This is a genomic window from Gynuella sunshinyii YC6258 (assembly GCF_000940805.1).
In the GTDB taxonomy this organism is placed as follows: domain Bacteria; phylum Pseudomonadota; class Gammaproteobacteria; order Pseudomonadales; family Natronospirillaceae; genus Gynuella; species Gynuella sunshinyii.
In genome coordinates this window covers 4838336-4853618 of sequence record NZ_CP007142.1, presented here as the reverse complement: position 1 = coordinate 4853618, position 15283 = coordinate 4838336, and the positions used below count along the sequence as shown (strand labels likewise).

The 15283-nt window shown below is 50.6% G+C and carries 9 protein-coding genes; 2 read left to right on the top strand and 7 right to left on the bottom strand.

Annotated features, from left to right (window positions below; all coding sequences use genetic code 11):
• The first annotated feature begins 229 nt into the window (after window positions 1-229).
• On the top strand, window positions 230-1339 hold the full coding sequence (locus YC6258_RS20315; protein ID WP_044618543.1) for an ATP-NAD kinase family protein: 1110 nt from the start codon (window positions 230-232) through the stop codon (window positions 1337-1339).
• A gap of 344 nt (window positions 1340-1683) precedes the next feature.
• Window positions 1684-2559 (top strand): 4-hydroxy-tetrahydrodipicolinate synthase, encoded by an 876-nt coding sequence (gene dapA / locus YC6258_RS20310; protein ID WP_342670605.1) that lies wholly within the window; start codon window positions 1684-1686, stop codon window positions 2557-2559.
• Between the two features lie 119 nt (window positions 2560-2678).
• On the opposite strand, the gene argG is transcribed toward dapA, so the two are convergent.
• The 7 genes from argG to asnB all read right to left on the bottom strand — a co-directional run bounded on the left by argG (window position 2679) and on the right by asnB (window position 15132).
• A complete protein-coding gene (argG, locus tag YC6258_RS20305; RefSeq protein ID WP_044618541.1) occupies window positions 2679-4016 on the bottom strand; it encodes an argininosuccinate synthase in 1338 nt (445 codons plus the stop codon).
• A gap of 127 nt (window positions 4017-4143) precedes the next feature.
• Complete coding sequence (locus tag YC6258_RS20300) at window positions 4144-7830, bottom strand: type I polyketide synthase (protein ID WP_052830437.1); 3687 nt, start codon at window positions 7828-7830, stop codon at window positions 4144-4146.
• An 18-nt stretch (window positions 7831-7848) separates the two neighbouring features.
• On the bottom strand, window positions 7849-8658 hold the full coding sequence (locus YC6258_RS20295) for a carboxylesterase family protein (RefSeq protein WP_044618540.1): 810 nt from the start codon (window positions 8656-8658) through the stop codon (window positions 7849-7851).
• Entirely contained in the window at window positions 8655-11834 is a 3180-nt protein-coding gene (locus YC6258_RS20290; protein WP_044618539.1) for a non-ribosomal peptide synthetase, read from the bottom strand. The genes YC6258_RS20295 and YC6258_RS20290 overlap by 4 nt, the downstream gene beginning before the upstream one ends.
• Window positions 11821-12873 (bottom strand): adenine nucleotide alpha hydrolase family protein, encoded by a 1053-nt coding sequence (locus tag YC6258_RS20285; protein ID WP_044618538.1) that lies wholly within the window; start codon window positions 12871-12873, stop codon window positions 11821-11823. The genes YC6258_RS20290 and YC6258_RS20285 overlap by 14 nt, the downstream gene beginning before the upstream one ends.
• On the bottom strand, window positions 12870-13121 hold the full coding sequence (locus YC6258_RS20280; RefSeq protein WP_044618537.1) for an acyl carrier protein: 252 nt from the start codon (window positions 13119-13121) through the stop codon (window positions 12870-12872). The genes YC6258_RS20285 and YC6258_RS20280 overlap by 4 nt, the downstream gene beginning before the upstream one ends.
• A gap of 13 nt (window positions 13122-13134) precedes the next feature.
• Window positions 13135-15132, bottom strand: a complete 1998-nt coding sequence (asnB, locus tag YC6258_RS20275) for an asparagine synthase (glutamine-hydrolyzing) (RefSeq protein ID WP_044618536.1) — start codon at window positions 15130-15132, stop codon at window positions 13135-13137.
• Between the last annotated feature and the right edge of the window lie 151 nt (window positions 15133-15283).

The following is a 15283-nucleotide window of genomic DNA, read 5'->3' as shown; positions in this document are numbered from 1 at the left end:
ACCTGTTGAGTCTCTCCACTTGCTCAACATAGAGTCTAGCAACTACCAGACCTGAATGAAAAACCGGTCTGATCAGGCAACTGATTTTTCCAGGTGTTTGCATCAGCTCGATGTATGTGGGTGTTGGGTCGCTGGCTTGCAACGGTTAAATTAATTTGACCATAATGGTAAGTGCAGGCGGATCCAGGTTCCGCCTGTTTTGTTTCTGGCCAATGTTGATTGATCGTATATGAAGATAGCGCTTATTTTGAATCCGTATGCGGGTTTGGGTGGTTCGGTTGCACTGAAAGGCAGCGATGGTGTTGCTCAGCAGGCTATGGAGCAGGGGGCTGTGTCGAAAGTCGCTGAACGGGTAAAACTGGCATTGCAGGATCACCTGGCTGTGTTGAGGCAACATCATTGGTTAACGTGTCCGGGAAATATGGGCGCAACCGTATTGGCGGATCTGGGCATTGAGGCTGACACGCTGGCGCTGGATATTGCTGATCCCAGCACTGCTGAAAACACCCGGGAGGCTGCCAGGCTGGCATTGCAACAAAGGGCCGAGTTGATTGTGTTTGCGGGTGGGGATGGTACCGCGCGCGACATCTGCGCCGTGGTGGAACAACAGGTTCCGGTGTTGGGAATTCCAGCCGGGGTCAAGATTCATTCCTCGGTGTATGCTGTCACGCCTCATGCGGCCGGAGAAGTGCTGATGGCAGTGACCGCAGGCGGATTGATTGACATCCGTGAACAGGAGGTGCGGGATATTGATGAAGTTGCGTTTCGCGATAACCGGGTCAGAGCCCGTCATTATGGTGATATGAAAGTACCGCAGTTAGGCCAGTTTATTCAGCACACCAAGAGTGGTGGGGTGGAGGTGGAAGAGCTGGTGCTACAGGAAATTGCGGAGTTCGTGGTCGAGCAAATGGAACCGGAAACGGTTTATTTGATCGGTTCGGGAAAATCGACAGCCTTCATCATGGATTGCCTGGGTTTGCCCAATACTTTGCTGGGAATCGATGCGGTGCTGGATCGGCAGTTGTTGCAGTCTGATCTGACCGAGCAGGATATTCTCAGTTTGTGCCAGCAATATCCGGTGCGTGTCGTCATCAGTGTGATCGGCGGGCAGGGTCATATTCTGGGCCGTGGCAATCAGCAGCTGAGTGAGCAGGTGATCCGGCAATTAGGTAAGGTCAATATTCAGGTTATTGCCACCAAAACCAAATTAAAAAACCTACAGCAACGGCCTCTGATCGTGGATACCGGTAATCGTGAGCTGGATCTCTCACTGCAGGGGCAATGGGAAGTGCTCACCGGCTATGATGATTATGCCTGGTATCCCGTCGAGACCTATTAACCCGCATACATAACTTGCCGGGTTAACAGAGCAATAATAATCGGGTGCGGAAAAAGGGGATTGAACTGCCAGTCAACCGGTGCTATGGTTTTCGAGGTTCAAAAACTGATTTACAAAAGTTATGACATTTACGGGTTTTTCTTATAAACGCAAGGCTTATAAACGGAAGGCATTCCGGGCCTGGGCGCATCTGAAAAATCTTTGAAATAATCGAATTTTTAGAAACCCGGTCGCGGAAACGCCACCGGGTTTTTTGTTTATGGACAGACTCCATTCCGCGAAATACCAGTGTACTTGCGGAAACAGATCAAAACCGGTGGCCTCCCGATCTCTAATGGAGAGAAATGATGTTTACTGGTTCATTGGTTGCCATGATTACCCCATTCCAGAATGGTGAGATTGATTACCCGGCCGTTCATCGATGTCTGGACCTGCATTTGCAGCACGGTACGCAGGGATTGGTGATTGCCGGCACAACCGGCGAAGCGCCAACGCTATCCAAGTATGAATACCGGAAATTGTTGAATGTGGTGTGTGCCTACGTCAAAGGCCGAATACCGGTTATTGCCGGAGCCACCTCCTATAATCCGGTGGAGGCTGCCAGTCTGATCGACATTGCGGAGGCCGCTGGTGCAGATGCGGTATTGTGTGCCGCCGGTTATTACAATCGACCCAATCAGGATGGCTTGTATCAGCATTTTGAATACCTTCATACACACAGTTCCCTGCCCATCATAATCTATAATATTCCGTCCAGAACGATTGTCGATGTAGAACCGCAGACCATGGCCCGGCTGGCTGAGCTGGAGCGGGTTGTTGGCGTAAAAGATGCGACCGGACAAATGCAGCGCCCCCTGGCTGAGCGGAGTTTGGTTGACCGGCCGTTTGCCTGGTTGTCTGGTGACGATTTTTCTGCACCAGCCTATAACGCTGTGGGTGGCATGGGGGTGATCAGTGTGGTCGCCAATGTTTTACCGGCCCTGAGTCGCTCTCAGCAGGACGCCTGTGCTGTCAATGATTTTCATCGCGCCGGTGAGATCCAGCAGCAACTGTTACCGTTGATGCAGTCGCTCATGCGGGAGCCGAGTCCGGCAGGTGTCAAATATGCCTGTTCGTTACTGGATTTATGCACCGAAGAGTGCCGTTTGCCAATCATGCCATTGAGCCCGGAAAGTAAAACCGCTATCGCAGCGGCGATGAAAACGCTGCTGGATCAGTAATCTTGCTAACCAGTGGTTGTGATGGGCTGTCTGGAATGATGCAATCAGTGTGATGTCAGAGATTGGGTGTTGAAGGGATATGACAGTCCCCGCAGCAAGGCGGGGACTGGCTCACTGGATCAGTCCTGATGGTCTTTTTTGGCCTGAGGCAGTGCGTTGGTGACAGTTTTGGACAGCAGTCCGCTTTTGGCATACAAGCCAAGTTTGCCACGGGTATCGGTGATATCCAGGTTACGCATGGTCAACTGGCCGATACGGTCACTGGCGGTGAACATGGAGTCGCCTTTTTCCATGGTCAGGCGTTCGGCTTCATACGTCAGGTTGGGGGATTCGGTATTAAGCAGCGAATAATCGTTACCACGGCGCAGTTCTACAGTGACTTCACCGGTCACGGCGCTGGCAACCCAACGTTGGGTGGATTCACGCAGCATCAGTGCCTGAGGGTCAAACCAACGGCCCTGATACAGTAAACGACCCAGACGCAAGCCATTGATACGGTATTGTTCGATGGTGTCTTCGTTGTGAATACCGGTGACCAGGCGTTCATAGGCAATGAACAGTAACGCCATCCCCGGAGCTTCATAAATGCCACGGCTTTTGGCTTCGATGATACGGTTTTCGATCTGGTCACACATGCCCAGGCCATGACGGCCACCAATACGGTTGGCTTCAAGCACCAGGGCTACTTCGTCACTGAATGTCTGGCCATTCAGTGCTACCGGACGGCCTTCTTCAAAGCGAATGGTGACCACCTCTGGTTTGATTTCCACGCTCTCATCCCAGAATTTTACGCCCATGATCGGATTGACGATCTTAATGCCAGTGGACAGTTCTTCCAGATCTTTGGCTTCGTGCGTGGCTCCGAGCATATTGGAATCGGTGGAATACGCTTTTTCGGCAGACATTTTGTAGGCAAAGCCGGCTTTGTTCATAAACTCGGACATTTCTGCACGGCCGCCAAGCTCGTCGATAAATGTGGCATCCAACCAGGGTTTATAGATTTTCAGATTGGGATTGGCGAGCAGGCCATAACGGTAGAAGCGTTCAATGTCATTACCCTTATAAGTGCTGCCATCCCCCCAGATGTTGATGCCGTCTTCGCGCATGGCGGTGACCAGCATCGTACCGGTGACGGCACGGCCAATGGGGGTGGTGTTGAAATAGGTCATACCGGCAGTGGTTACGTGGAAAGCACCGCATTGCAGGGCGGCAATACCTTCGGCAACCAGTTGCGAACGGCAATCCACCAGACGGGCACCTTCTGCGCCATACTCTTTGGCTTTCTTGGGAATCACGTCGTAGTCAGGTTCATCGGGTTGACCAAGGTTGGCGGTATAGGCATACGGTACCGCGCCTTTTTGACGCATCCAGTGAAGTGCAGCGCTGGTATCCAGGCCGCCAGAGAAGGCGATGCCGACCCGCTCGCCGACGGGCAGATCTTTTAGAATGGTTGTCATTGACTGTTAATCCGTAGTGAGAAATGAATGCTTCAGGAACTTTGTGGCCTGGATTCTACCAGCGGTGCAGAAATGGTGAAAGGGCAGGGGTGACGGCAGCTGCCGCTCACCCGAAGGTGCCGGCGGATCAGAGTCTGTCGCCCAAAAACCTGTCGATGGCTTCCTGTACCACCCCGATGTGATGGTCATTAATCAGCTCAAGATGATCTGCCGGAATGTCCACCACTGACAGTTTGCCCTCCACCGCTTCGCCAAAACCGTAATCCGGTTTGGCAACTTTACCGAAACGGATATAGCGGTTCAGGGCCCGGAACAACAGTACTTCGAAGGGATAGTGTTTGCCGTCGATATGGTACAGCTCAGCCAATTGGCTGAATGCTTTGACCTGTTGCTCGGAGCCACTGACAGCGGCAGGGGTTCCGGCGGCAGTTTTCAGACGCCGACGATATTGTTTCCAGAGTTCCAGCAGTTTCTGGCTGGAGTAGCTGAAAAAGCCGTGTTGCTGGATTCTGTCCAGATAATCCAGCAGGAACTTACGGACCGATAGTTGGTGGCTGGAATCAATAAAGGAATCAAACATGATGACTTTACGGATATCGAAACCATTCCGATTCAGCTGATTGGCCACATCCAGGGCCATCAGTCCTCCGAATGACAAACCGGCAATGATGATGTCGGAGCGATTGGTCTGCCTCTGAATCGCTCCTGCGTAGGCGTCTATCAATGTTTGCAGGGTGAAATCGATGGGGTGCTTATGATGCACCACAGCAATTTCTTTGTGGGTGAATATGGCATAGACCGGATGGCGACCGCTGAGACTGTCGGCCAATGGCTGATAGTATTTGACGCCACCCAGACAGAACACCGGTGTGCCGGTTTCGGTCTGATTCAACCGGACCACAATCGCGTTGTGCTCGGTTTTTTCGCCCAGATGATCCACCAGGTGGCGAATGGTGTGATGTTCAAAAATGGCTGAGTGCCGAAACTCCAGTCCGGTAGCCCGACTCATCTGATCGATCAGCAGCAGTGCCGAAACCGAATCACCGCCAAGGTTGAAAAAGTCGTCATCAATGGAAATCTGTTGTTTGCCCAGTACTTTTTCCCATACTGCGACGATGCTGTGATCCAGATCGTTGCGCGCATCTTTCGGCATTAATCTATGTTGGCTGACCTGGGCTTCTGCCAGTTTGGTTGCCTGAATGCGTCGACCGATAGCTTTGGCCTTCCAGAATTCCCGTTGTTCAAATGCGTAACCAGGTAAGGTGATTTTATGACCGCCAGTTATCAGCCCGGCGGCCTGAAAATCCACCGCCAGACCACGGCACCAGAGTCTGGCCAGTGCCCTGGCAAAATGGGGCCAGCTTTGTTGCTGGTGTTTTTCCGATGGAACGGTAGTAATGGCTGTCATGGTGCCATTAAATTCAGACTGTTTGATCAGGGATGCAATACTGCTACCCGGACCAACTTCCAGCACGGTGCTGATGTTCTGGTCGCGCAGCTCCTGGATGACGGAATAAAAGTGCACAGTATTGCGCAGGTGATATACCCAGTAGTCTGCGGAGATAAATGGTTCGCCTTCAAAGCCGCTTGTCGCTGAGATCAGGGAAATAGTCGGCGCATTGAAGTGCACATGTTCTATGCCTGCCCTGAACTGGTCCAACACGCTGTCCATGGCGGCAGAATGAAAGGCGTGGTGATTGGTCAGCCGGATGCATTTGATCTGATCCTGTTCCAGCTGATTGATCAGCGCGGTGACATCCGCTTCAGTACCGGATACCACATAGTTGCCGGCAGTGTTTTCGACCGCTATGGTCAGCGAGCCGGTTAACAGCTTGCTCAACGTCGTGCGGTCCGTCAGAACAATTACCATGGCACCGGGTGCCGCACCGGCCATTACCTGGCCACGAGTGACCACCATGGCCAGGGTATCTTCCAGACTCATCACCCCGGCGAGGCAGGCGGCTGCATATTCTCCGAGGCTGTGACCGATCATGTAGTCGGGTTGAATGCCGGATGCCATCAGAGTGCGGGCCAGAACATACTCTGCCACGAACAGGGTGACCTGCACATCAGCAGTATCGGTGATGTCCTGAGTGCCAAAAATCACCGCTTTGAAATCGCGGCCGGTCAGTTGTTGCAGAATTTTCATGCAGTGGTCGAAAGCGGTTCGACAGTCATTCTGACGCTGATATAGTTCTGCCAGCATGCCGGGGTACTGAACACCCTGACCCGGAAACGCAAATGCGAGTCTGCCGTCAGTTTGCACCGAATCCTGATCCCGCTCCTGCAGGGCGGTGCCTTTTTCGAACAGTGAAAATGTCCGGTGCAGATAATGAGGTCTGTGACGCCAGAGGGTAAATGCCATATCAGCCAGTTGCTCTGGATGGCGGGCCGCGAACTCCTGAATCCTGTTACAGCCTTCAATCAACGCTTCAGTGGACCGGGCACTGTGCAGCAACAGGGTCAGGTCGGTCGCCTGGGTGGCTGGAGGCTGCGGCTGCGATGGCGGACTGGACAGCACCACGTGAGCATTGGTACCACCCACACCAAACGAGCTGACACCGGCGTAGAGGGTTTGGTCCGGTTGGTGATTGATCACTTCATGGTTGAAAAAGAAAGGCGAATGTTTGTCTTCAATACTGGGAGTGGCATTTTCCCAACAGACGGACGGTGGAATTTGTCGATGATGAACGATCAGTATGGTTTTGATCAGTGCGGCAATTCCGGCGGCGGCATCGAGATGTCCGATATTGGATTTTAATGCACCGAGGGCACAGAATGGCTGCTCATGTTCAGCGGCATCACTGAAGGCCATTTTCAGTCCGGCCAGTTCAATCGGATCGCCCATTTTTGTACCGGTGCCATGGGTTTCAATAAAATGAAGCTGTTGTGGCTGAATGCCGGCCAGTTCCGTGGCCAGGCTGATCACTTCTGCCTGCCCGCCGGCACTTGGTGCGGTGAATCCCACTTTGTCACGGCCGTCGTTATTGACCGCTGCACCTTTGATCACTGCCCAGATACGATCATTGGCGGCCATGGCATCTTCAAGGCGTTTTAGTACCACGACGCCTACACCATCACCAAACATGGTGCCGTTGGCATCGGTACCAAATGGACGACAATGGCCATCGGGGGAGTAGATCAGTCCATCGCAGTACATATAACCCGCTGCATGGGGGACATGAATAGTGACCCCACCGCAGATTGCCACATCACACTGATAGGTTTGCAGTGACAGGGCCGCCAGTTGCGTCGCCACCAGTGACGTTGAACAGGCGGATTGTACGTTGATTGCGGGTCCCCGAAGGTTCAGTTTGTAGGCCACCCGGGTTGTCAGATAGTCTTTTTCGCTGGCCAGCATTTTCTGAAATTCAACAACATCGAATGTCTCTGTATTGATTTCCAGGCTGTTGAGCATATAGCGATTCAGTGAACAGCCGGCGTAGATACCTACCGCATCTTCAATTTGATCAGGGATATAGCCGGCATTTTCCAGGGCCCACCAGACGTGCTGCATAAATACCCGGTGTTGCGGGTCCATGAGTTCTGCTTCGGCATCGGAATAGCCGAAAAAGGCAGGATCAAAATATTTCGCACCGGCCATTGGCGCAGCTCGTTTGACGTAATTCGGTTGCTGATATAGTTCTTTGCTGATACCGGCCTGTTGTAATTCGTCGTCACTCAGGTCCCGGATACCACTGCCGCCCTTGAGTAGCATATTCCAAAACTCGTCAATATTTTCGGCACCGGGAAATGCGCCGGACATGCCTATGACGGCGATATCATTTTGATCGAATCCTTCGGGCAGGTTCATGCGTATGCTTCCTTATGTTCAGTGATTCACTAACCAGCGATAAAGGTCTGTAGTGTAACTCAGGCCACTGATGTTATGTCCGGCTTCAAGGACATTGAGTGTCACCAGTGGGTTAATTGGTTTCAGTGCCTGATACATGGCTAAAGAGTTTTCAAGAGGAGCTGTTTTGTCCTCTTTACCATGAAAGATGGCAATCGGTATGTCTTTAAGGGTCTCTGCGATGGCCGGGTCAGATCGTCCACTCAGGATCGCGGCGGCGGAAAAAATCTGTGGATAGTGATACAGCATTTCCCAGCTGCCAGTTGCGCCCATGGAAAAACCGGTTAAATAGATTCGCGTGGTATCAATGGGATATTCAACGGTTAACTGATGAATCAGTTGAATCAGCAGGTGTTGTTTCCAGTTTGGTTTGGATGACCGTATATCATAGTTGACCGCCGGCAAGGCAATAACCTGATTATCCGTCCACTCCTGTCCGGGCGGACTTTGCGGTGCCAGGATGAAGGCCGGTTGTATGCTCTGAAATTCAGAGGATACCAGTTGTTTGATCGTGTAATTCAGTTGCCGGATATTATCCGTTCCACGTTCGCCGGCACCATGCAGTACGAGTATCAGTGGTAACGATTGTTGAGTATCGGTATCGGGTTGATACAAGCGATAAGGCAGAACATGTTGATCATCCTTGATCTGGTCGGCCTCCATTTTTAACGCCAGCAGCACAGACGTGCGCGACCAGCCTTTCATTTTCATGAAGCTTATTCCTGCCACCAACGCCAGCACTATAACGCCTGCCAGAACTGCACTGGTAATCATGACAACTTTACTCATGAGCGACGCCGGTTCAGGTTGGGTCTGGCTTTGACCGCACGCTGCATGGCAGCGGCCCGTGAGCGCGTGTCGCTGCGTGTCGGTTGTGTTTCACTGGCGAGAAAACGGGCCAGAGTCCGGATGGTTGGATAGGTAAACATATCCACGCTTTCCAGTGGCCGTTGCTGTCGATCTTTGAGAATGTCAAAGACTTTCAACAGTTGAAAAGAATCTCCTCCGGCGTCGAAAAAGCTCTCATCCAGACCGATGTTGCCGGTTCCCAATACCTGGCTCCAGGCAGCCATGACCAGTGCCTGTGTTTCATCCAGATTCTGCAGCTGTGTGACGGCTACAGGTTCGTGTTGCAGTTGTACCGCTGGCAGTTGTTTGCGGTCCAGCTTGCCGCTGGTTGTCAGGGCAAATTGTTTCAGCCACTGAAAACGGGCCGGGATCATGTATTGTGGCAGACGGGTTTTCAGGTGTTGGATCAGCTCTGATTTATCAAGCTCGGTATGACCATTACGGGTGCTGTAACAGGCATATAAAAATGCGTGACCCTGATGATCGTGGCCGACACTGACAGCACAGAGATCAACAGCTTCGTGAGCGGCCAGGGCATTTTCGATTTCTGCCAGCTCCATACGTACGCCGTTGAGTTTGATCTGAAAGTCCTTGCGGCCCAGGTATTCCAATTGTCCCTGTTCGTTCCAGCGGGCATAGTCGCCGGTACGGTAAACCATGCCATAAGCAAACGGATTGGCAGTGAACTGTCTGGCGGTCAGCTCTGGTTGCTGGATATATCCCTGAGCTACCTGAACGCCGCCAATGAGCAGTTCACCCATGACGCCGATGGGTTGTTGCCGGTCCTGGTCGTCCACCACATACAGTTGGGTATTGGCAATTGGGGCTCCGATGGGTGTTGGCGCGGACAAATGATCTGGTCGGCATTGCCAGCAGGTGACATCGACAGCTGCTTCGGTGGGGCCATAAAGGTTGTAGAGAGCGGTATCGGGAAAGTGATTGAAAAAGTCCTGTTGATGGGAAACCAGAAGTTCCTCACCACTACATACTACGGTTCGAAGTGCTTCACTGGCGTGAGGTTTGATGGCCAGGTACGCTGACAGCATCGACGGCACAAAATGCATCAGGGAGACATTGAAGTGCTGAATTTGCCTGTCCAGCTGATAAGGATCTTTATGGCTATCGGCAGCAGCCAGCGCAAGTGTGGCTCCAGTCTGCAGCGGCCAGAACAGTTCCCAGACTGATACGTCGAAACTGTAAACGGTTTTCTGCAACACCACATCCTGTGCATTCAAACGAAACTGTTCCTGCATCCATAACAGGCGGTTGCATATGCCTTTATGGCTGTTCATGACGCCTTTGGGAGTGCCAGTTGAGCCTGATGTGAAAATCACGTAGGCAGTATTGTCTTCGTGAATCGTGGCTTCCGGGTTTTCAACGGGCTGGTGTTCATATTCGCTGCTATCCACATTGACTCGTGTGCGCTGCTGTAACCATGGCTCTGCCGGACAATGGGTTGTGGTCAGTACGGTACTGACTCCGGCCTGCTCCAGCATCAGCTCAATACGTGCGGCAGGGAGTGTGGTATCGAGGGGTAGATAGGCCGCACCGGTTTTGATGGTGGCATAGATGGCTACCGTCATCTCTACAGAGCGTTCGATACTGACAGCAACAACGGTTCCTGCCTTAACGCCATTGTTCAACAGGAGATGCGCCAGTTGATTACAGCGGTGGTTAAACTGCTGGTAGCTGAGTTGGCTGTTTTCTGTGATCAATGCCACTTGATCCGGCGTTCTGCTGACCTGACGTTCGAACAGTGCTTTTAAAGTATGCGGTTCGTCGTATTGTCTGGCGGTCTGATTGAATGCGGCAATTTGTTGCAGATCAGCAGCAGATGTCATCGTATGCGATGTGAGTGGCAGATCCGGGTTTTGGGCAATCTGTTGCAGCAGCAGGATCAAAGAGTCGCGGAAACGCCGTACGACTGAATCACTGAGTACTTTTCGATGGTATTCCAGCTGACCTTCGAAACGACCATTTTCGTTGAGCCAGCCTCGTAGAAACAGATCCAGCTGAGGTTGATCCGGGTGAATATTGAGGATCTCGGTTTCGACTCCTGGTAGCGCAAGGTGCATTGGATGTTCAAATGTGAACCCCTGGCGATAGAGTGGCCCATTGTGGCTGCGGGCCAGGTTCAGAATCGTTACCGAGGGCAGTTGCTGATGCCGGTGAGTCAACAGGAATGATTTCCGGATCTTTCCGAGCAAGGTGACAAAGCTGTCTTCCGGTTGACAGTCGACCGACAGGGGCAGGGTATTCACAAAGCAACCCAGGGTTTGGTCAAACAGCTCGGCTTTGCGATTGGACAATGGTATGGCCAGGCAGAAATTATTAACCCCGCTGAATTTATGCAGCATGTAGTAATAGGCGCTCAACAAAATGAGATACAAGGTGGAACGTTGCTGCTGAGCCAGCTGCTGCAGTGCTGATTGCAGTGATGCGTCCAGATTGATGGGCAGATAGCCGGCTTTGTCTTCAGGTTGAACAGGTGGGCTGGCAATGTGGACGTTACGTGAGGCAGCTTGAGTATTGCTAAGCCAGTAGTCTTTGGCAGTTTGCGAATCTAAGGAGGCAACCCAGTCTCGTTGCTGTGCGGTGAATTCTGAATAACGAAACAGCTCCGGCTGATCGAGAACTTCGTTGCTATCGGGTGATTCATATAGTGCTGAAATCAGTCGGGCAATGATGTCTTTGGATTTCAGATCGATAACAATGTGGTGAACACATAGGGACACCAGTGTGTATTCGTCACTTTCTTCTGCAAACAGCAATCGGACCAGTGGGCCTTCCGCCAGATTAAAAGGTTTGGATGATTGTGTGTTTAACCAGGCCAGCGCCCGGGTATCCATATCTGCACCGGAAAAAGACTCTGTGATCACTTCTGCCGACTGAGTTGTTTCGATTCGCCATAATTCACCATCCTGCATGCGGTACACAGAACGCAAAACAGGTGTTGCCAACATGATGCATTCAATGGCTGACAGCAGCTTCTGGCGATCAAGGCGACGGAACCGGAACGCGGAAATGACATTGTATGCAGACCCGGCTCCCTGTTGATCCAGTAACCAGAACTGCTGCTCTGTGATTGAGGCCGGCGTATTGTTATTTGTCGGCATATTTTTCTCTGGCCTGCAGCAAGTCGTCCTCGGTAATGCTTAATTCATTCATCAAAGGAATAATCTGGCCTTCCGGTCGTTCTGCAATTTTGTCCAGTGCTTCACTACGGGTCATCAGGCCTTTTCGAATCAAATGACTCAGTTCCATTTCATAAGGGTTGAAACCAAAAATGCTTTCATGCGCATAGTTGTTGAAAGTATTGAGGCGACAGTTTGATGAACAGCCGTCTACATCCTTGGGTGCAACCCATCCCAGCGGTGCGATGGCATCTTTGATCTGTTGTTCGTTCAGATCTTCCACGCACAAAATGTTGACGTTATGGGGGTAGTTGTCGGTGCGTTGTAGCAATGATTCACTCAGGCCCAGGTATTCATCCACAGAACTGCCTGCGGCCTGTCTCAGTTTATCTGTGCTTTGTTGCCTGGATTCGGCCAGAAACTGGTAATGGTTTTTGTAGATAATGCCATTGATAGGGATTTGTCCGAGTGTGAATCCCGCCAGAATAAAGGGAATATTTTTTTCCAGTGCCAGTTTCAGCGCTGTGGTATTGACGATGGAAATGCAGCTGTTACATCCGGCTGAAATACGGGCCAGGGAATGTTTTGGATAAACAGCCTGGGTAATGCTGGCGCGGGTAATGGCATTGAAATTGTTGCGACCGGGTCTGAATACCCAGTGGTCGACATTGAGCGCGTCTACTACTTTGTTGATATTCTTAAAGGCAACCCGCGAAATAAAACCGTTGTCCAGAGTGAAGGCAAGTACTTTGAGACCGTATTTTTCCACCGCCAGTTGCAGTGTGTAGGTGCTGTCTTTGCCTCCGCTGTAGCAGACAATAGCATCATATTCGCTGTTGCGTGGACGTTCGCTAAATAATGTCTCGATACGTTGCCGTGCTTCGGCAATGAACTGGTCGTTTTGATAACTGTCTTTATCTTCTTTGCGGCAGTAATTGCAAACACCCTGTTCATCGAATTTAATCTTGGGGAAGTTGGCAGACAGAATACACTGTGTGCAGCGTTGGATTGCGGCTGTCATGACTGTTGCTTCCTCTCTGCAAAGTCGATCATTTTTATAACCGAACCAAAATTTTCCCGAATCATGTCTTCGTCTTTGATCTGAATACCAAAAGTGGACTCCAGAAATCCGGCTATTTCAATAAGACCAAAGGAGTCTATAATGCCTTCGTCAATCAGTGATCGATCCAGTGGTACCTCGTCACGTTCTACCATGTAATTCTCGGTAATGAATGTCACCAGTTTTTCGATGCTATGTGTCTTTTCCATATTCTTCTCTCCATTAGCGAAGGGCGTTACCATCATCCGTAATATCGACGGTACACTTTTGATAATCCGGATATACGTTTTCTGTGTGCTTGATCCAGTACTGACATAACTGTGATGTCAGCATGAAAATAAAAATCATATTGTCACGGTATCCGGTATTTTCCGGAACACCCTTACTGAACTTGCGCAGGAAGCGACTGACCATGGTCGGGTCGAACAGGCCATAATCTGAGATGGTTTGAGGCGATAACAATGACTCAGCCATTTCGGTCAGATGGCCGTTCGCATCGAAAAATGCTACCAGGTCTGGCGCCATATAAGGTCTTTTCGGGCGACGGGTAATTTCTTCCGGGATGGAATGTTTGTAGCACTCCTTGAGCAGGTGTTTCTGGTCAAAACCGTTCAACTTGAACTCGTCCGGTAAAGCAAAAGCCATTTCAATAACGCGATGGTCCAGAAAAGGGAAACGACCTTCGATACTATGACTCATAGCCATGCGGTCGCCCTGGGATGATAACAGGTAACCCTGTAACAACGTTTTGATTTCCAGGAATGAGTTCTTCTGCAACAGGCTCCAGTTATCATAGTCTGCCGGCAATGTGCTTTTCAGTTTTTCTAACAGTGCTTCTTTGTCGAAACTCAATTCCCAGTCTTTATTAAAATAATTGGCGATGATTTTATTATTGTTTAATCGAATATTAAGGCCGACCAGCTCGTTATCGTATTCGTTTAAAAATCCTTCGTAATACATTTTCATCAGGCCGAACTGTTTGGGGTCGGCGTAGTGTGCCAGATGAGGATACAGTTCTTTAATATGTTGCGCCGCCTGCCCGGAATCGCCACTGCGACGCCATTGGTCGAGTATTTTTAGTTCTTTGAAGGTGTCGTAGCCAAACAGAATTTCATCGGCACCTTCACCGGTCAGTACCACTTTGATGCCATTTTGCTGTACGGTTTTGGAAAGCAGATGCAAAGGAACCGGTGCCGTTCTGAAAATTGGCCGTTCCGTATGTTGTATCGTTTTTGCCAGATTGGCTTCTATGTCTGCGCGGGTAACCTTTATGGCTTTATGAGAGGAACCGATTTCCCGGCTGGCCAGTTGCTGATAGTAGGATTCATCAAGTTCATCATCAGCAAATGCAACTGAGAATGTACTGAATTCATGACCGGTCTGCTGTTGAACGATATGGGCAATGACTGTCGAGTCAATACCACCACTGAGATAGGCTCCAACGGGTACATCACTGCGCAGTCGCAGCCTGACTGAGTCGGCCAGCAGTTCCTGAAAGTCCCGTTTGGCACTGTCGAAATCAGTGTGACGAAACTGGCTCTGCCATTGTTCGCCAATCTGGTAGTAACGCTGAACATGTTGCCGGCCGTCGGCAAAGTATTCTTCAAATGTCCCTGATTCCACACTGTGGATGGAATCGTATATGGTGCCGTTGGAAAGTGTGTTCCATAGTAACGCGTGTTCAAATAATTGTGATGGAGATAACTGTCTGGTGAAACCGTCTATTCCGTCAAATGCCTTCATTTCTGAACTGACAAATAATGTGTCCTGCCATGACAGGACATACAGAGGGCGAATGCCCAGACGGTCGCGTGCAAGTATCAGTTTCTGCTGTTGTTTATCCCAAAGAATAATACTGAATTGACCGTTTAATTGCGCGAAGGCGGCTGTGCCCTTGTGTTCATACAGCCGTAAAATGACTTCAGTGTCGCAACGTGTATTGAATTGAACACCCAGACTCTGTAATTCTTCACGTAATTCTATATGGTTATAAATTTCCCCATTATAAGAAATAACTGTGTGATCAGTTGTCATGGGTTGGTGGCCGTAAGTAACGTCGACGATGGACAATCGGGTATGTCCTAATGTAACTAACGGAGCGCTATAAATACCCCATGCATCCGGGCCTCGATGATCGAGTCGGGCGATTGCTCTGAGAGCGATTTCGCGTTTATGAGATTGGTTAAACCGATTTCCGAAAACTCCAAAAATGCCACACATGCTCTCATCCTTTGTTCCGTCAGCATAGCCTTAACTCGCCTGGAGTAATGGGACATCTAATACAGGCGGTACCACACCGCCAGTATAGCGTTTTGGAACTAGTCTGCCTATTGAGGTGGAACAGCTTTTAACAAAAAATTAGCAGAGGCTT